The organism is Pseudomonas sp. 22072 (genome assembly GCF_052046095.1).
Classification (GTDB): Bacteria; Pseudomonadota; Gammaproteobacteria; order Pseudomonadales; family Pseudomonadaceae; genus Aquipseudomonas; species Aquipseudomonas paracarnis.
On the sequence record NZ_JBQEQE010000007.1, the window covers coordinates 24,662 to 43,181 of the forward strand.

Consider the following 18,520-nt stretch of genomic DNA (forward strand, 5'->3'; position numbering starts at 1 on the left):
TGACAGCCTCAGGGTAAACAAGGTGCGCGGGACATGGTAAAACAGCGCCGTGCCCTTTTCCGGAGAACGCGGCGATGACGTCCAAACTTGAACAACTCAAGCCATTCACCACTGTGGTCAGCGACACCGGCAATCTGGAAGCCATCAGCCGCCCGCGGCCCGTGGGCGCCACCACCAACCCGTCGCTGCTGCTCAAGGCCTGCGCCATCCCGGAATACGCCGAGCGATTGCGTGCCGAAGGGATCCGGCCGTTTGCGCGGGATCAGGAAAAACTGGAAAAGCTGCTGGCCTGCGCATGACTGCACTCTCTGCTTTGGCCCAACCACGCACGTTGGTGTTCCTGACCTACCCGCACATGGGCTTGCTCGACCTGACTGGCGCCCAGACGGTGTTCTGGGCCGCGACCAAGGCCATGGCCGAGCGCGGTTTGCAAGGTTATGTGTTGCACAACGCCAGCCTGGCGGGCGGGCTGATGCCGACCGCCGAGGGCTTGAGCGTCGACACAGTCGCCTTGGCACAGTTTGACCCCGCTGCCATCGACACCCTGGTGGTACCCGGCGCGCCAGCCATTGAGCAAGCCATGCTGGAAAATACCGCGCTGGTGGACTGGTTGCGCAACGCCTCCGGCCAGGCGCGACGGACCGCCTCGGTGTGCAGCGGCACGTTTTTGCTGGCGCTGGCGGGCTTGCTGGAGGGGCGCCGCGCGGCAACGCATTGGGCCATGTGCGAGCTGCTCAAGCAACGTTTCCCGAGCATCGAGGTGGACGTGGACGCGATCTTCGTGCAGCAAGGCCAGGTGTGGACCTCGGCGGGCGTCAGCGCCGGGATCGACCTGGCGCTCGCGCTGGTGGAGGCTGACTGCGGGCGCGAAGTGGCGCTGCAAGTGGCACGCGAATTGGTGGTGTTCCTCAAGCGCCCCGGTGGCCAGGCGCAGTTCAGCCAGGTGCTGCAAGCGCAAACCGCCGACAGCGCCAGCTTTGATGCGCTGCATGCATGGATCAGCGACAACCTGCGCGACAGCGACCTCAGTGTCGAGCGCCTGGCCGCGCAGAGCCATATGAGCCCACGCAACTTTGCCCGGGTCTATAAGCAAAAAACCGGTCGCACCCCGGCCAAGGCCATCGAACTGTTTCGCATGGAAGCGGCGCGCCGCATGCTCGAAGACTCCCAGCGCAGCATCGACCAGATCGCCGGGCTTTGCGGGTTTGGCGATGAGGAACGCATGCGCTGCACCTTCCACCGCCACCTGGCCATCTCACCCCGCGACTACCGCGAGCGCTTTTCCCGCTAGGCCGGCAGAGGTGGCAGTCATCCAGGGTTATATGTCCTTTCGGACAGACCCTGCTGCTTTTACAGTGATCCGGCAATGCCTTGCGGCTTATCTGGTCTCTGGAGCAACCCCATGAAACAACACATTCTGATCATTGGCGCCGGGTTCGGTGGCGTGTGGAGCGCCTTGAGCGCGGCTCGGCTACTGGATAAACACGACCGCAACGATGTGCACATCAGCCTGCTCGCCCCCCAAGCGGAGCTGCGTATCCGCCCGCGGTTCTACGAGCCCGATGTGCATACCATGCTGGCCCCGCTTGATGCGCTGTTCGACGCCGTAGGCGTGACCTTTGTGCAAGGCGCCGCCGACAGCATCGACGCCACTAATAAGCAGGTGACCTACCGCAACGCGGCCGGCATCCCGGCCACCCTCGCCTACGATCGCCTGGTAGTGGCCGCCGGCAGCCGCTTGAACCGCCCCGGCATGGACGGCATCGAGCATGTGTTCGATGTGGATCAGATCGAAGACGCGGCGCACCTTGAAGCCCATATCAACGCCCTGAAAAACCTGCCCGACAGCCCGGCCCGCAATACCGTGGTGGTGGCCGGCGGCGGCTTTACCGGTATCGAGACCGCCACCGAAATGCCGGCGCGCCTGCGTGCGGCACTGGGTGAGACGGCCAGCATCCGTGTGATCGTGGTCGACCGCGGGCCGCAGATTGCCGCGTCGATGGGCGATGGCATACGCCCATCGATCATCGAAGCCAGCCAGGCACTGGGGCTTGAATGGGTACTGAACACCTCGGTCGCCTCGGTGGATGCCGGTGGCGTGACCCTGGCAGATGGGCAGCGGATTGAATCGAGCACCGTGATCTGGACCATCGGCTTTCGCGCCAACCCGCTGACCGAACAGATTGAGGGCACCCGCGATCCCCAGGGCCGCCTGCACGTGGACGCCCACCTCAAGGTCAAGGGCCAGGCTGCCATCTTCGCCGCTGGCGACGTGGCCTACGCCGCCACAGACGCGCTGGGCAACTTCGCTGCCATGTCCTGCCAGCACGCCATCGCGCTGGGCCGCTATGCCGGCAACAACGTCGCCGCCGATCTGATCGGCGTGGCCCCCATGGCCTACAGCCAACCCAAATACGTGACCTGCCTCGACCTCGGCGCCTGGGGCGCGGTGTACACCGAAGGCTGGGACCGTCAGCTCAAGCTGGTGGGCCAGGAAGCCAAGGAACTCAAACAGCAGATCAATAGCGTGTGGATCTACCCACCGGCAGCGGATAGAAAGGTGGCGTTGGCGGCGGCGGATCCGTTGATCCCGGTGGCGTAGGACAGTCAGTCAAGCGAACGCATTGCTCAAGGCAGTGAAGATCAAATGTGGGAGCTGGCTTGCCTGCGAAAGCGGTCGTGCAGCAACAGATGCAGTGGCTGACACACCGCCATCGCAGGCAAGCCGGCTCCCACACTTAGTCTGTAGTTATCCGGTAGATACGGGGCGATCAGCTTGGCATCGGGGCACCACCCTGCCCAAACCGCCGAATCGCCAGGCAATACCCCACCAACGCCAGCCCCGCCAACAAACCGCCCGCCGCGCCGATCCAGGCGAAGCCGAAGTGGCTGCCCACCCAACTGCCCATCAACGCGCCGCCGCCGATGCCAATGTTGTAGATCCCGGAAAACATCGCCATGGCCACATCCGTGGCATCCGGTGCCAGCACCAGCACCTTGGACTGCATGGCCAGGCCAAACCCCATGATCGCCATGCCCCAGAAAATGCTCAGCCCCACCAGGTAAGACTCGGCGCCGCTCAACGGCAGCATCAGCGCCAGGCACGCGGCGAGGATAGACACTGCGCCGATCACGAACAGGTGGGGGTTGAAGCGATGCACCAGGCTGAACAACAACGAGCCGATGATGCCAGCACCACCGAACACCAGCAGGATCAGGGTCACGGCACTGCCGCCCAGGCCGGCGACGCCTTCGACGAAGGGTTCGATGTAGCTGTAGGCGGTGAATTGCGCAGTGACAGTCATTGCGGTCAGCACATAGAGCGCCACCAGCGCCGGGCGCTTGAACAGCAACGGCAGGCTGCGCAGGGAGCCGGAGTTCTGGCTGGGCAGCAGCGGCAAGGTGCGCGCCAGCCAGAACACAAGGGCGGCGGCGAAGGCGGCGATCACCAGAAAGGTGGTACGCCAGCCCATGGCCTCGCCCAACAGACGGCCCAACGGAATGCCCAGTACCATCGCCAGGGACGTGCCGGTGGCCAGCAAACCAAGGGCCTGCACCTGCTTGCCCTCTGGCGCCAGGCGTACAGCCAGCGAAGCCGTGATCGACCAGAACAACGCATGGGCCAGGGCAATGCCGACCCGACTGACCATCAGCAAGCCGAAGCTGGTGGCCACGCTGGAGAGAATATGGCTGGCGATAAACAGACCGAACAGCACAATCAACAATTTTCGCCGTTCGACGTTGCGGGTCAGCAGCATCACCGGCAGCGAGGTCAGCGACACAATCCACGCGTAGATGGTGAGCATCAGGCCGACGCTGGCCACGGGCATGTCAAAGCTGGCACCAATGGCGCTGAGCAGCCCGACGGGGACGAATTCGGTGGTATTGAACACAAACGCGGCCAGCGCGAGGGCGATGACCGGTTGCCAATTGGCTTGGGGGGTTGCGGCTGAAAGGCTCATTGACGGGCGCGGTACTCTGACAGTGATCAAGCGGCCACCCAGGACAAGCGCCGCCGCCGAGCATTCTATAGGTTTCTCGCACCGCTGTTGCTGCGGATCGTCGCCCCAGGGTTTATGGCGAGGTCATGGTAATCACGTAATTGCCCGACTGAATCAGCTTGCCGGCGCGGTCTACCAGCACGTACCGCTGATCGTAATAGCGCCCCTCGCCGGTGTCCGCTACCAGCCGCACATGGGGTGCGTCGACGCTGACCACCGGCGCGACACTGCGCACCTCGATTCGGCTGCCACGACTGGATTGGGCGCAACCGCGCAGTTCCATTACCGAGCCGCTGCGCGCATTTGTCGCACACCCTGACTCGACAATCGCGCCGCTGAACCTGATGGTGCCCTGCCCCACGGTCTGGGCGGCGCCGCAGGTACTTGCCCACAGGCCCAGGAGGCCAGTCATTACCGCAACACGACGAACGTTCATGCCGACACTCCTTCTTGGGTTAGTTAAGAAGTAAGTCGTCGGCACGCCGGTTAACTTGAGCTTATTTACCCGCGAATGAGAGGTGCATCACGGATCGACCTGCCCCATCAATTCAGGAATGCTCTCCGGCCGCTGGGCATAGCGTTGGGCCAACGCCGCACAAACCATCAACTGGATCTGGTGAAACAGCATCAACGGCAAAATCAACACCCCCATACTCGCCCCGGCAAACAGCACCTGCGCCATCGGCACGCCGGTCGCCAGGCTTTTCTTCGAGCCGCAGAACAGGATGGTGATGCGGTCTTCCTGGTTAAAACCAAACGCCTTGCCCAGCAACGTAGACGACACCAACACCAGGGCCAGCAACACGCAGCAGGCCACCACCAAGCCGCCCAACTCCCACAGCGGGATCTGGTGCCAGATGCCTTCGTTGACCGCCTCGCTGAAAGCCCCGTAGACCACGAGCAGAATCGAGCCCTGGTCGACGAATTTCAGCCAGGCTTTGTTACGCCCGACCCAGCCACCGATCCATCGGCTGGCAATCTGCCCGGCAATGAACGGCAGCAACAACTGCACGCTGATTTTGACAATCGCATCGACTGTGGAGCCGCCATCCCCATGCACGTTGAGCAGCAGCGCTACCAGCAGGGGCGTCAGGAAGATGCCGAACAGGCTGGACGCCGCCGCGCTGCAGATGGCCGCCGGGATGTTGCCGCGGGCCAGGGAGGTAAAGGCAATCGCCGATTGCACAGTGGCCGGCAAGGCGCAGAGGTAGAGCATGCCCATGTACAGCTCGTTGCCGATCAACGGCGACAGCACTGGCTTGAGCGCCAGGCCCAGCAACGGAAACAGTACGAAGGTCAGGCTGAACACCAGCAAATGCAAACGCCAGTGGCCGGCACCGGCGACGATAGCCTTGCGCGACAGCTTGGCGCCGTGCAGGAAAAACAGCAGCGCGATGGCCAGGTTGGTGACCCAGCCGAACGCCACGGCTATCTGGCCGCTGGCGGGCAGCAGTGAAGCGAGGATCACCGTGGCGATCAGGGTGAGGGTGAAGTTGTCGGGGAGAAACCGGGGCCGGGTCATAAGCAATTCTTCCAGGGGTTGCCAAGAGCGTCGCGACGACTCTAACGTAACCATCTGTTACCGACTAACGCCAATGAGCCAGTAAATGCCGCCTAAAGGACATGAAAAAGCCGTGCGCCGCAGTGTACCTGGGCTTTCCAGCCTGCCGAGGCCGGTGTACGGGCGTACTGAATCATTGCCCAACCGGGCGCTGACACGACGCCACAGCCACCCGTGGGTGCAGTTGTCCTACGCGATTTCCGGGGTGCTGGAGATCCAGACCAGCGTCGGTCGTTTCGTCGCGCCACCGCAGCGCGCCGTATGGATTCCGGCCGGCATGCCCCATCGTGTGTTCAGTTCGCCCCATACGGAGATGCGCAGCTTGTACCTCGATTGCAGCGTCACCGCGTGGGCCGCCGAGCGTTGCCAGGTGCTGGAGGTGAGCAGTTTGCTACGCGAGCTGATCCGCAACTTCAGCCAATTGCCGGTGGAATATACCGAGGACGGGCCGGACGGGCGCCTGGCTCAGGTACTGCTCGATCAGCTCGCCGCCGCACCCCAGGTGGATTTGATGTTGCCGCTGCCTCACGACCCACGGCTGCGACAGATCTACCGCAGCCTGAACCTGCACCCCGAGCAGCAGACCACCTTGGGCGAGTGGAGCCGCAAACTGGGGGTCAGCGAAAAGACCCTCAGTCGGGTGTTCCTGAGTGACACCGGGCTGACATTCCGCGCGTGGCGCCAGCGCCTGCGCCTGTTGAGCGCCCTGCCCGCCCTGGAACAAGGCGAGCGGGTGACGGATGTGGCATTGGGGTGTGGCTATGAATCGACCTCAGCCTTTATCAATGCATTTCGTCAGCAGTTCGATTCCACCCCCGGTGAGTTCTTCCGCTGACCCTCCCACGACGCAAATAATCCCCAAACCCACGCTCGGCTGGTATTGTGCCGCGCTTTGAAACACAGCAACCGACTGCGAGGAAATGGACGTTGAACACTGACGAAAAAATGACCGGGGACCTGTTCGAGGTTGATAAGCGCCTGTCACTCAAGCCCGTGGTGGACTTCAACGCCTACCTGCGCAGCGCCTTCGGCGACGGCCCTTGCACCTGCGTGCGCTGCACGGCCAACGGCGGCGATGAAAGCGGCTATGAGTTCCAACACACCTTCACCTTCGAGGGTAAGCCGGTGCACCGTCGCTTCGCTTCGACGGCGGGGAGTGATGTGTTGATGGCGTTGAAGAAGGCATGGTTGTCGTACACCAAGGCCGAGCTGCCGCTCAGTGGAACGTTGGCGCTGGATACAGTCAAAGAGTTTGTCGAGCCACAGTTGCACAAACGCCTGGCGCCGCTGTTTGTCGCCAGCGGGTTGGTCAAAGATGTCGAAGGTGAATTGCGCATCCAGCCGCAAGCCGCAGCCTGACACCGGTTAATGTGGGAAACACCACTGTCGAAGCAAAGAAGAACCAGCTCCCACATTGGTCATGCATCGCCCACAAAATCAGCGTCCGGCACAGATCCCCTGTGGGAGCGGGCTTGCCCGCGAAGGCGGCGTGTCAGTCACTGAATATTCAACTGAACCACCGCTATAGCAGGCAAACCAGCTCCCACATTTTTCCGGTTATTGGCCTAGAACCCGGGAACGCTTTGTACGCGCAACTCAGGGGTCAGTTCGTCCAGCGGCTCGGTCAGCGGCCGGTCGCTCCCACCCGGCAGCAGGATCACCTTGCGGCATTCCTCCTCGGCTTTATCAAACAGCTCATACCCCCGCGCCGCCTGCTCCAGGGGCAGCCGGTGAGTGATGATCGCCTCCGGATGCAGATGCCCCAGCTCGATGTGCTCCAACAACTCCGGTAAGAACCGCTGCACATGGGTCTGGCCCATCTTGAAGGTCAGGCCCTTGTCGAAAGCATCGCCAAACATGAAGCCATGGATAAACCCGGCATACACCCCGGCGACGCTGACCACACCACCGCGACGTACGGCGGCGATGCACTGGCGCAGCGCCTTGCCGCTGCTGCCCTCGATCTTGAGCGCGGTGAGCAGGGTTTCCGTGGTGCTGCTCTTGGCCTCGAAACCCACCGCGTCCACCACACCATCGACGCCGCGCATGCCGGCGGTCTGGCGGATGATGGTGTCCGCCGGGTCTTCGTCTTCTTCGAAGTTGATCGGGATCACGCCGTACATTTTCTGCGCATAGGCCAAACGATACGGATGGTCGTCGACCATGAAGATCTGCTCGGCACCCAGCATCTGCGCGCAGGCCGCACTGAGCAGGCCCACGGGCCCGGCACCATAGATGGCCACGCTGGAGCCTTTGTCGATGCCAGCGTTGGTCACTGCCTGCCAAGCGGTGGGCAGGATATCGGAGAGGAACAGCACCTTCTCATCCGCCAGGGTGCCGGGCACCTTGAACGGCCCGGTATTGGCCTTGGGCACCCGCACCCACTCCGCCTGGCCGCCGGGTATACCGCCATACAGGCGGCTGTAGCCAAACAGCGCGGCACCCGGTGGGATGGCTTTTTTATTCAGGATCGCGCCGCGCCCATCGTTGGTGGTTTCGCAGGCGGCGAATTGCTGGAGCTGGCAGAAAAAGCAATCGCCACAGGCAATCACGAACGGAATCACCACACGGTCGCCGCGTTGCACGGCGGTGACGGCCGGGCCGGTTTCTTCGACGATGCCCATGAACTCATGGCCGAAGATATCGCCGTGCTCCACGGTCGGGATCTTGCCCCGGTACAGGTGCAGGTCCGAGCCACAGATCGCGGTGGCGGTGACCCGCAGAATGATGTCGTCGGGTTGTTCAATGATCGGATCGGGCACGGTATCCACCTGCACCTTGTGTGCGCCCTGGTAAGTCATCGCTCGCATGCTCTGCGCTCCTGCCGTTGAGGGGTTACTGATTAAGGGCGGAGCAAGACCATCAGTGTTCCATCAACCTCGTTCAAGACCCGATCAATGGTCGCCGCGAGTCTGGGCCAACAGCAGGTCGACTACCTGGCGCAAGCTGGCAAGCGCATCGGCGCCGCTCGCCTGGGCCTGGGCCTGCCAGCGCAACTGCTCGGCCGCGCTGTTGCCGCGTCGCAGCAGTGCCTGCAGGGTATCGAACAGCAGCGGCTCGCCCATGGCCTCTGCGGTGGCGGCAAAGGTCTGCCGGGCGCACTGCAGCCATTGCTCAGCGCTGCCCAGGGTGCCTGCGTCGTCTAACGCGAACGTGCCGGCGGCACCATAACGTTTGGCCTGCCAGCGATTTTCCTTGAGCAGCCAGCGCGCCTCGGCACTGAACCTGGCGCCAGGGCGCTGCATCGCGCAGGCATGGGCGACCATTACCCGAAACAGCGTGGCGAGGGCCAAGGCATCCGCCAGCCGTGGGCAGGCGTCGGTCATGCGCAGTTCAAGGGTGGGATAGCGTGCCGCTGGGCGGATTCCCCACCAGCCATTGCCATCGGCCTTGATCGCGCCGATGCGCTGTAACATGGCCAGGTAGCGCTGGTACTCGGCCCAATCGCTGAAGTGTTCCGGCACGCCCATGCGGGGCCACTCGTCGCACGCGGCCTGGCGGTAGCTCATGAAGCCGCTGGGCGCGCCGTCCCAGAAGGGGGACGAGCAACTGAGCAGCAGCAACAACGGCAACCACGGCGACACCTGGTTCATCACCGCGATACGGTCCAGCGTTTGCGGCACCTGCACATGCACATGCAGCCCGCACAACACACTGCGCCGCGCTACATATTGAATATCGTCGAACAGGTGCCGGAAATGCGCCTGATCGGTTGGCCGCTGCTCACGCCAATCGGCCAGGGGGTGGCTGCCGGCGCACACCACACCGAGGCCGAACTCAGCCAGGGATTGCGCCAGGTTGCCGCGCACTGCCCGGAAGTAGTCCGCCGCTTCGGCGCTGGAGGTGAACACCGGAGAGGCCGCCTCGATCTGGCCCTGGAACATCTCAAACGAGAAGCCCGCGCCAATCGCTTCGCGACAGGCCGCCAGCACTGCCGCCGAGGGCTCGCCGACCATCTGGCGGCTGTGCAGGTCGGTGATGAAGTATTCCTCTTCAATGCCAAAGGTGAGCATCGGGTATTCAGCGCAATCGGGTGACAGTCAGTGCGACCACGGCGATGCGCTCCACCTGCTCATAGCCTGGTTTTTCCAGTTCTTCACCGAAAACATCCGGGTCCAGTTCGCGGTAGGTCCAGCCGTAGGCGTCGCTGCCCAGCAGCGGCTTGACCGCCTCCACGAAGGGGTCGCTGCCGGCCACCATCGCCACCCCGGTATACAGCAACAGGCTACCGCCCAGGGCCAGGCGCCCGATGGACTCACTGACGATGCGCAGCGACAACTGCTCCCCCAAGGCGCCGCCGCCATGGCGATAGGCGCGCTGGCGGTCATCTTTCATGTACGGCGGGTTAGCGACGATCAGGTCGAATTCGCCCTCCACACTGGCCAGCACATCACTGTGGTACACGCTGACGTTATTCAGCGCGGCCAGCTCGGCATTCACCGCGGTCATGCGCAGGGCACGGGGGTTGATATCCACCGCCAGCACCTGGGCGTCATGCCGGGCTTTAGCAATCACCAGTGCACCGACGCCGGCGCCACAGCCAATGTCCACAGCGCGCTTGAGCGGCTCGAAACGCTGTTGCAGATAGGCTTCGATCACGTGGGCAAAGCGGTAGCTGTCGGGGCCGAAAAACACCGCGTCCGCCTGGTCGGTGGGATAAGGCGAATGGGCGAACAGCAGCCCGTCGAGGCTCGACCATCGCACTGCGCTGCGCCATAACGCGCCGTGCTTTTCGATCACATCCGCTTGCTGCAATTCTTCACGCAGGGCCTCGGGCAACAAGCCTTGATCGAACGGCATCGACCAACCGAACACATCGCGCAGTGTCATTGCCAGGGGCGTCGCCAGCCGCCGATAGACACGCTCATGGGTCAAGGGCGTTGGCGTGATAAAGCGATAACCACCCTCCTTCAACCCCCGGCCCAAATTCAACAAGGCACGATCAGCCAGTTGTTGCGCAGACATAGGCACATTCCTTAGCGCAGGCGCGCACGCAGTTGGATAAAGCGGCGAGTGGCATACAGCCCGGCAGGCGTGCAGTGACGGCGTGCCGACAGCCACGGGATCAGTGCATTGAGCTGCTGCACATCGGGCAAGTTGCACAATGACTCCGCCAGGGCCTGGGTATCAGGATCCGCGGGACGATGCTGCTCGCGGGAAAACCGGCTGCCGCGTCCCGGCCGCACGGGCGGCACGCGTTCGCTGGCAACCCATTCACCCGCAATCCAGTCATGGATCAGTTGTTTTTCATAACCGCTGAACACCCCGAACATCGCGGCGCCAGCGCCCTCGATCAATTGCCAGAAGCGACTGTTGGTGGGGTCCTGGTTGTGCTTGATCCAGCCTTTGTCTTCGAGGGCCTTGAGGAAAGCGCCGATCTGCCCAGGCCGGGCCAGCCATTGGTTGACGGTCTGCCCTTCAAAGCGGCAATAGTCCGAATGCATGTGCTGGCCGAAGGCGCGCTTGCGCTCAAGCATCGCCACCACCTCGTCCTGCAAGTTGAATTGTTTGATGATAGACGTGGTACCCAGGCCCAAATCATTCAGACGGTATCCTGCCGCCACACGGCGATAGAAGTCTGCCCTGCCCTCGCCCAGCGGCAACAGGTTCAGCACCGATTGTGCAGCTTTGCACGCGTGGCCACTGCTGGCGTTGTCGATGGTGACATGCAGCGTGAAGTAATAAGGGTCGATGCCTAGCTCACTGAGTTCATAGGCGGTGATCAACAGGTGCAGCGGCAGTTGCTCGTAACCCAGGTTGAAGCCAATGACCTCCGGCAGGAACTCGTCGGCGCACACGCCCAGCGCCAGTTGCAGCGCGCCTTGCAGGTAATGGTCATCCTCAAGGCCGGCGTCGCTGTCGGCATCGTGCTCGCTGAGCAACTTGCGGTAGATCACCACATGGTTCTGCGCAGCTTCACCGTCGCCCAATTCTTCCAGGTAAGTGGTGAGCAGGCCGTCGAAGCGCTGGTCTTGCCAATAGCGCAGCAAGCCGTATAGCCAGGCGCCGTCGACCTGTTTGGTCGGCGCCACGCACTGCAGAAAGTACAAAGCATGGGCCTTGTTCTGGAAATACCGCCGTGGCCCACCGTTTCGACGCTGTTCCAGATAGTCGGCATAGGCCTGGGCCACCTCGGCGCAGCGCTGCTCGACCCAGGCCAGCAGCTGTTCGGGGGCCTCTGGCAAGTCGCAGTCGGTGGCCTCTACCAGGGCCAATTGATCGTGCAGGTATTCACGCGCCAGTTCGGTGGCGTCTTGGGTTTCGCCATGCAGCTGTTGGTAGACCCGTTGATGGCGGCCCTGGGCCGAGTCGGTGAGAGAGGCCGGCTGGCCAGACAGCGCTGTAAGGAGTGTCATGATGGCAGTTTCCGCAAAGTCCGTTACAACGGGCCTCCCACAAGGTGGCCCCGCAAGAGCGCTCAACATCACGCGCTTCTAAAATGCAGAGCCTCGGGGCGTGCGGAAAATTCAAATGAGGTTGGGTTGGGAGGGATAAGCGGTCGTTTGTCAGGGCTCACAAAACCAAAAAATGCCTGTAGGAGCGAGCTTGCTCGCGAAAAACGTCAACGATAACGCGTGCTTCCTGAATAAACGCGGCGTCGGTGAGTTCTTCGCGAGCAAGCTCGCTCCTACAGGGGTTGAGATGGCGCTGTTACTTACGCGCCGCCTCCCACTGCTTGAGCAGGTCGTTGTAGTTCACGGTTTCGCCCTTGGGCTTTTCGTTGGCCAGTTTCGGCTTCGGTGCACCCGGCTGGTCGAACCAGTATTGCGCGTCACGCTCGGGGTTCATTTTCGGGCCGCACACCGGTTGCACCTTGGAGCGTTCCAGGCGCGTCATGATCGCATCCTGCTCCTTGGCCAGGTTGTCCAGCGCCTGTTGCGGGGTCTTCTCGCCGCTGGCCGCTGCGGCGATATTGCTCCACCACAGTTGCGCCAGGCGCGGGTAGTCCGGCACGTTGGTGCCCGTCGGGGACCACTCGGTGCGGGCCGGGCTGCGGTAGAACTCCACCAGCCCCCCGAGTTTGGGCGCCATGTCGGTCATGGCCTGGGAGTTGATATCGGACTCACGAATCGGCGTCAGGCCAACGATGGTTTTCTTCAGCGACACCGTTTTTGAGGTCACGAATTGCGCGTAGAGCCAGGCCGCGAGTTTCTGCTTTTCGGGCGTGGACTTGAGGAAGGTCCAGGAACCTACGTCCTGATAGCCCTTCTTCATGCCCTTTTCCCAATACGGCCCGACTGGGGACGGTGCCATGCGCCATTTCGGCGTACCGTCGGCATTCACCACCGGCAGGCCCGGTTTGACCATGTCGGCGGTAAACGCGGTGTACCAGAAGATCTGCTGGGCGATGTTGCCCTGGGACGGCACCGGGCCGGATTCGGAGAAGGTCATGCCCGCCGCTTCCGGTGGCGCGTAGGCTTTCATCCAGTCAACGTATTTCTGCGTGGCGAATACTGCCGCCGGGCCGTTGGTGTCGCCGCCGCGGGTGACGCTGGAGCCCACCGGGTGGCAGTCCTCTACACGGATGCCCCACTCGTCCACCGGCAAACCGTTGGGCAAGCCTTTGTCGCCGCCGCCGGCCATGGAGAACCAGGCATCGGTGAAACGCCAGCCCAGGGACGGGTCTTTCTTGCCGTAGTCCATGTGCCCATAAATGCGCTTGCCGTCGATTTCCTTGACGTCTTCGCTGAAGAACTTGGCGATGTCTTCATAAGCCGACCAGTTCACCGGCACGCCAAGGTCGTAGCCGTATTTCTCCTTGAACTTGGCCTTCAGCTCCGGCCGCTCGAACCAGTCGGCGCGGAACCAGTAGAGGTTGGCGAACTGCTGGTCGGGCAACTGGTAGATCTTGCCGTCCGGCGCGGTGGTGAAAGATAGGCCGATAAAGTCCTTGAGGTCCAGGGTGGGCGAGGTGAAATCCTTGCCTTCGTTGGCCATCAGGTCGGTGATGGATTCGGTCTTGCCGTAGCGAAAGTGCGTACCGATCAAGTCGGAATCGTTGACCCAGCCGTCATAGATGTTCTTGTCGGACTGCATCTGGGTTTGCAGCTTCTCCACCACGTCGCCTTCCTGCAGCAGGTCGTGGGTCAGCTTGATGCCGGTGATTTCACTGAAGGCCTTGGCCAGCACCTTGGATTCGTATTCATGGGTGGTGAGGGTTTCCGACACCACGTTGATCTTCATCCCACGGAACGGCTCCGACGCCTTGATAAACCACTTCAACTCCTCCAACTGCTGGGCTTCGGTAAGGGTCGAGGGTTTGAACTCGCTGCCGATCCATTTTTTCGCGGCATCTTCATACGCATCAGCCCAGGCCGAAGCGCTCAAACCACTGAGGGCCAGTACGGCGGCCAATGAAATGCTATGTCGCAGCTTATTGTTTTTATTCAACATAGAGACCTCCAGGTTAATTTCAAACGGGGCTTGCAGGAGCGAGCTTGCTGTGGCGAGGGAGCTTGCTCCCGCTGGGCTGCGAAGCGGCCCCAAAATAGATATCCGAGTCGATTATCGGTTTGGGAGTGCTGCGCACTCCAGCGGGAGCAAGCTCCCTCGCCACACAAGCCCGTGCACAGCTAGCCCCAACGCATCACACTCAACAGCCATACCAGGGAGAGCGCGGACGCCACCCAGATGCTCCAGTCGGTAACGCCGATCACCAGCAAATGCAGGTAAGCGCTGCCGAGAAGACCGATAAACAAGCGATCGCCACGGGTGGTGCTGATCGGCAGCAAACCGCGCCGCGGGATACTCGGCGAACGTAATTCCCAAGTGGTCATGCCCGCCAGAATCAGGGCAATGCCGCCAAAGAACAGCGCAGTGGGGGTGGTCCAGGCCATCCATTCCATCATCGACTCCTCTAGACCCGGCCCAAGGCAAAGCCCTTGGCCACGTGGTTGCGAACAAACCAGATCACCAGCATGCCCGGCAGGATGGTCAACACCCCCGCCGCTGCCAGCACGCCCCAATCAATGCCGGAAGCCGACACCGTACGGGTCATTACCGCTGCGATGGGTTTGGCGTTGACCGAGGTGAGCGTGCGCGCCAGCAGCAGTTCTACCCAGGAAAACATGAAACAGAAAAACGCCGTGACGCCGATACCGGAGCCGATCAGCGGGATAAAAATCTTCACGAAGAACTTGGGAAAACTATAGCCGTCGATGTAGGCGGTTTCGTCGATTTCCTTGGGTACGCCGGACATGAAGCCTTCCAGGATCCATACCGCCAAGGGCACGTTGAACAGGCAATGGGCCAGCGCCACGGCGATGTGCGTGTCGAACAGGCCAATGGATGAATACAGCTGGAAGAACGGCAGCAGGAACACTGCCGGGGGCGCCATACGGTTGGTGAGCAGCCAGAAGAACAGGTGCTTGTCACCCAGGAAGCGGTAGCGCGAGAACGCATAGGCCGCCGGCAGCGCCACGCTCAGGGAGATCACCGTGTTCAGGCTCACGTAGTACAGCGAGTTGAGGTAGCCGGTGTACCAGCTCGGGTCGGTGAAGATCACCTTGTAGTTGGCCAGGGTGAAATCCTGCGGAAACAGGGTCAGGCCGCCGAGGATTTCGGTGTTGCTCTTGAAGGACATGTTCAGCAGCCAGTAAATCGGCACCAGCAGGAACAGGATGTAAACGAGTAGTGGAATCAGCTTGCGCTTGCTCATGTTGGCGGCCTCAGCGGTTGGCGTCGGAATGGGTCATGGCGGTGTAGAACAGCCAGGACACCAACAGGATGATCAGGAAGTACACCAGGGAAAACGCCGCCGCCGGGCCCAGGTCGAATTGGCCGACGGCCATCTGGGTAAGCGTCTGACTCAGGAAGGTGGTGGCATTACCCGGCCCGCCGCCGGTGAGCACGAAAGGTTCGGTGTAGATCATGAAGCTGTCCATGAAACGCAACATCACCGCGATCAGCAGCACGCTTTTCATCTTCGGCAACTGGATATGTCGGAACACCGCCCAGGCCGATGCACGATCAATCCGCGCAGCCTGGTAGTACACGTCCGGAATGGCCCTTAAACCTGAGTAGCACAGCAGTGCTACCAGCGAGGTCCAATGCCACACATCCATGACCAGTACGGTGACCCAGGCGTCCATGGTGTTGGCAGCGTAGTTGTAGCTGATGCCCAGGGCGTTGAGGGTCGAGCCCAGCAGGCCGATGTCGGCACGGCCAAAAATCTGCCAGATAGTGCCGACCACGTTCCACGGAATCAGCAAGGGAATGGCAAGGATGATCAGCACCAGCGAGGACCAGCGGCCCTTGGTGGGCATGGTCAGGGCGATGGCGATGCCCAGCGGGATCTCGATCAACAGCACGCAGGCCGAGTAGATGAACTGGCGCAGCAGCGAGTCGTGCAGGCGTGGGTCGAGCAGCACCTGCTTGTACCAGTCGGCCCCGACGAAATAGCGGCTGGATTGGTCGAAAATGTCCTGCACCGAATAGTTGACCACGGTCATCATCGGGATCACCGCACTGAACGCCACCAGCAGGAACACCGGCAACACCAGCCACCAGGCCTTGTTGTTCTGCACTTTGTTCATGGCGCCACCTCCAGCAGGTAATCGTCGGCGTAGAGCATCAGCCATTGCGTCGGGAAGCTGATGGAGGCCTTGCCTTCCGGCACCGGCTTGTCCTCGGCCAGGCGCACCTTGAGGGTGGCGCCGTCGAGGTTGAGGGTCATGATCTTGTAGGTGCCCAGGTCCTCCACATGTACGACGTCGGCTTGCAGGGCGTCAGGGTTGTACTCGTCCCACACGTGGATAAATTCCGGACGAATGCCGACCTGGAGCTTTTTGTAGTCGGTGGTGTCGAGACGTTGCTGCATCGCTTCGGACAGCGGCAACAGGGTATTGGCGAACCCTACACCGCCAGCCTTGGCCTGCACCTCGATCAGATTCATCCCAGGGCTACCGATGAAGTAACCGACAAAGGTGTGGCTGGGCCGCTCGAACAATTCACGCGGCGTACCGAACTGCACGATCTGCCCGCCGTACATCACCGCGATCTTGTCGGCGAACGTGGAGGCCTCCAGTTGATCGTGGGTAACGTAGACCATGGTGATATTGAACTGCTCGTGAATCTGCTTGAGCTTGCGCCGCAGTTTCCACTTCAGGTGCGGGTCGATCACCGTCAGCGGCTCGTCGAACAGGATCGCCGACACGTCATCGCGTACCAGGCCACGGCCCATGGAGACTTTCTGTTTTTCGTCGGCGGTGAGGTTACGGGCTTTTTTGCTCAGCAGGTTTTGCAAGTCGAGGACTTCGGCGATCTCCTGCACCTTGCTGTGAATTTTCGCTTCGGCCATGCCCTGGTTGCGCAGCGGGAACGCCAGGTTGTCGAACACCGTCATGGTGTCGTACACCACCGGAAACTGGAACACCTGGGCGATATTGCGCTTTTCCGGGGTCAAGTCGTTGACGACTTGGGTATCGAACAGCACCTGGCCTTCGGACGGGCTGAGCAGGCCGGAAATGATATTGAGCAGCGTGGACTTGCCGCAGCCCGACGGCCCGAGCAAGGCGTAGGCACCGCCCTGCTCCCACACATGATTCATTTCCCGAATGGCGTAGTCTTCTGGCCCTGTAGGCGTAGGGCTGTAGCTATGGGCCAGGTTGCGCAAATGGATCTCGGCCATCAGGCAACCCTCGCGACACGGCGCCCGGGGGCCTGGACCAAGCGGCCCTGACCATCGAACACAAACAGTTTATGGGTGGGGATATACACGCGGATCGGCGCGTCGACATCGTATTCATGCACCCCCGGCAGGTGCAGCACCAGCAGGAAATGCTCACTGCGCACATGCAGGAAGGTTTCCGAGCCGCTGATTTCGGCGACTTCCACGGTCACCGCCAGCTCCAGGTCATCATCGTTGCTGGGCACCAGGCTGATATGGCTGGGACGCACGCCAAAGCGGAATTCGCCTTCGCCGATAGGACGCAGGTCAACATTGAGTGGGAAATGCACGTAATTGGCGAAGCTCACTTCGTTGCCGCTGATGCGCCCTGGCATCAGGTTGATCGGCGGCTCGGAGAACAGCTCAGCGGCGAGGACCGTTTGCGGCTGATGGTAGACCTCGGCGGCCTTGCCGCTCTGGATTACCCGCCCCTCGTGAAGAATGGTGGTGGTGCCGCCCAAGGCCAGGGCTTCGTTGGGCTCGGTGGTGGCATATATCGCGATGGTGTGGCGCGCCTTGAACAGTTCGCGCATTTCCTGGCGCAGCTCTTCGCGCAGTTTGTAGTCCAGGTTGACCAGCGGCTCATCGAACAGAATCAGTTCGGCGTCTTTCACCAAGGCGCGGGCCATGGCGGTGCGTTGCTGCTGGCCACCGGACAATTCCAGGGGGTGGCGCTGCAGGAATTTCTCGATGCGCAGCATCTTGGCGGTTTCCAGCACCTTGCTCTGGATCACCTCCTGGGACACACCGGCCTGGCGCAACGGCGAGGCGATGTTCTCGAACACGGTCATGGTCGGGTAGTTGATGAACTGCTGGTAGACCATCGACACATTGCGCAGCCGTACCGGCTTTTGCGTGACATCCACGCCGTTCATCAGGATGCGACCGCTGTCGGGCTTGTCCAGGCCGGCCATCAAGCGCATCAGGCTGGTCTTGCCGGACAGGGTGCGACCGAGCAGGACGTTGAAAGAACCGGCTTCGAACCGCAGGTTGGCGTCGTCGATCCAGGTTTGGCCGTCGACAACGCGGGAGACATGTTCCAGGGTCAATGACATGACACGACCTTTTTTATTATTGGAATGAATCTGGTGCGTTGTCAGAGCGAGTTTCGTGCCAAAACCGCAAGCGCTTGATGTGTAAGGAGATGGGTGAATCATGATGTTCAGGCGTGAACAATCCGGCTGAACAACTGAACACTGCCGGGGTTGACAATGAACAGTTGTGAACAACACTTTATGCGCGACGAAGATCAAATGTGGGAGCGGGCTTGCCCGCGATGGCGGTGCATCA

The 18,520-nt window shown here is 61.6% G+C and carries 17 protein-coding genes and 1 pseudogene; 5 read left to right on the plus strand and 13 right to left on the minus strand.

What is annotated here, in order from left to right; all coding sequences use genetic code 11:
* Window positions 1-74: 74 nt before the first annotated feature.
* The 3 genes and pseudogenes from ACTJLA_RS09205 to ACTJLA_RS09215 form a co-directional block, all read left to right on the plus strand.
* A pseudogene (locus tag ACTJLA_RS09205) lies at window positions 75-233 on the plus strand (transaldolase); the annotation flags it as partial.
* A 62-nt stretch (window positions 234-295) separates the two neighbouring features.
* Window positions 296-1,291 carry a GlxA family transcriptional regulator gene (locus ACTJLA_RS09210; RefSeq protein ID WP_034127747.1) on the plus strand — a complete coding sequence of 332 codons (996 nt, stop codon included), beginning with the start codon at window positions 296-298 and terminating at the stop codon, window positions 1,289-1,291.
* Between the two features lie 111 nt (window positions 1,292-1,402).
* Window positions 1,403-2,602 carry an NAD(P)/FAD-dependent oxidoreductase gene (locus ACTJLA_RS09215; RefSeq protein WP_314546371.1) on the plus strand — a complete coding sequence of 400 codons (1,200 nt, stop codon included), beginning with the start codon at window positions 1,403-1,405 and terminating at the stop codon, window positions 2,600-2,602.
* A 169-nt stretch (window positions 2,603-2,771) separates the two neighbouring features.
* Here ACTJLA_RS09215 and ACTJLA_RS09220 read toward each other — a convergent pair whose 3' ends face one another.
* From ACTJLA_RS09220 to ACTJLA_RS09230, 3 genes are all read right to left on the minus strand, one after another.
* A complete protein-coding gene (locus tag ACTJLA_RS09220; protein WP_047711121.1) occupies window positions 2,772-3,962 on the minus strand; it encodes a sugar transporter in 1,191 nt (396 codons plus the stop codon).
* A gap of 112 nt (window positions 3,963-4,074) precedes the next feature.
* Entirely contained in the window at window positions 4,075-4,437 is a 363-nt protein-coding gene (locus ACTJLA_RS09225) for a type 1 fimbrial protein (protein ID WP_034127749.1), read from the minus strand.
* An 87-nt stretch (window positions 4,438-4,524) separates the two neighbouring features.
* A complete protein-coding gene (locus ACTJLA_RS09230; RefSeq protein ID WP_314546363.1) occupies window positions 4,525-5,523 on the minus strand; it encodes a bile acid:sodium symporter family protein in 999 nt (332 codons plus the stop codon).
* Window positions 5,524-5,608: 85 nt separating this feature from the next.
* Between ACTJLA_RS09230 and ACTJLA_RS09235 the strand changes: the two genes are divergently transcribed.
* Together ACTJLA_RS09235 and ACTJLA_RS09240 are read left to right on the plus strand one after the other, a co-directional pair.
* A complete protein-coding gene (locus ACTJLA_RS09235) occupies window positions 5,609-6,397 on the plus strand; it encodes an AraC family transcriptional regulator (RefSeq protein WP_032896737.1) in 789 nt (262 codons plus the stop codon).
* Between the two features lie 92 nt (window positions 6,398-6,489).
* On the plus strand, window positions 6,490-6,921 hold the full coding sequence (locus ACTJLA_RS09240) for a hypothetical protein (protein ID WP_089042321.1): 432 nt from the start codon (window positions 6,490-6,492) through the stop codon (window positions 6,919-6,921).
* Window positions 6,922-7,127: 206 nt separating this feature from the next.
* Here ACTJLA_RS09240 and ACTJLA_RS09245 read toward each other — a convergent pair whose 3' ends face one another.
* From ACTJLA_RS09245 to ACTJLA_RS09290, 10 genes are all read right to left on the minus strand, one after another.
* Window positions 7,128-8,372 (minus strand): zinc-dependent alcohol dehydrogenase, encoded by a 1,245-nt coding sequence (locus ACTJLA_RS09245; RefSeq protein ID WP_314546358.1) that lies wholly within the window; start codon window positions 8,370-8,372, stop codon window positions 7,128-7,130.
* An 84-nt stretch (window positions 8,373-8,456) separates the two neighbouring features.
* Window positions 8,457-9,575, minus strand: coding sequence for a carboxylate-amine ligase (locus tag ACTJLA_RS09250; RefSeq protein WP_314546357.1), 1,119 nt, complete (start codon window positions 9,573-9,575; stop codon window positions 8,457-8,459).
* Window positions 9,576-9,582: 7 nt separating this feature from the next.
* Entirely contained in the window at window positions 9,583-10,527 is a 945-nt protein-coding gene (locus ACTJLA_RS09255; protein ID WP_054898269.1) for a methyltransferase, read from the minus strand.
* Between the two features lie 11 nt (window positions 10,528-10,538).
* Complete coding sequence (locus tag ACTJLA_RS09260; protein WP_060766990.1) at window positions 10,539-11,918, minus strand: iron-containing redox enzyme family protein; 1,380 nt, start codon at window positions 11,916-11,918, stop codon at window positions 10,539-10,541.
* 295 nt (window positions 11,919-12,213) lie between these two features.
* On the minus strand, window positions 12,214-13,956 hold the full coding sequence (locus ACTJLA_RS09265) for an ABC transporter substrate-binding protein (protein WP_003192009.1): 1,743 nt from the start codon (window positions 13,954-13,956) through the stop codon (window positions 12,214-12,216).
* A gap of 179 nt (window positions 13,957-14,135) precedes the next feature.
* Window positions 14,136-14,408 (minus strand): DUF2160 domain-containing protein, encoded by a 273-nt coding sequence (locus ACTJLA_RS09270; protein ID WP_014718862.1) that lies wholly within the window; start codon window positions 14,406-14,408, stop codon window positions 14,136-14,138.
* Window positions 14,409-14,419: 11 nt separating this feature from the next.
* Window positions 14,420-15,220, minus strand: a complete 801-nt coding sequence (locus ACTJLA_RS09275; protein ID WP_003192012.1) for a carbohydrate ABC transporter permease — start codon at window positions 15,218-15,220, stop codon at window positions 14,420-14,422.
* A gap of 10 nt (window positions 15,221-15,230) precedes the next feature.
* Window positions 15,231-16,097 (minus strand): carbohydrate ABC transporter permease, encoded by an 867-nt coding sequence (locus ACTJLA_RS09280; protein ID WP_003192014.1) that lies wholly within the window; start codon window positions 16,095-16,097, stop codon window positions 15,231-15,233.
* Window positions 16,094-17,191, minus strand: a complete 1,098-nt coding sequence (locus tag ACTJLA_RS09285; RefSeq protein WP_314546342.1) for an ABC transporter ATP-binding protein — start codon at window positions 17,189-17,191, stop codon at window positions 16,094-16,096. Before ACTJLA_RS09285 ends, ACTJLA_RS09280 begins: the two co-directional genes overlap by 4 nt.
* The gene (locus tag ACTJLA_RS09290; protein ID WP_259038794.1) at window positions 17,191-18,285 is read right to left on the minus strand and encodes an ABC transporter ATP-binding protein; all 1,095 of its coding nucleotides are present in this window, start codon (window positions 18,283-18,285) and stop codon (window positions 17,191-17,193) included. The genes ACTJLA_RS09285 and ACTJLA_RS09290 overlap by 1 nt, the downstream gene beginning before the upstream one ends.
* Between the last annotated feature and the right edge of the window lie 235 nt (window positions 18,286-18,520).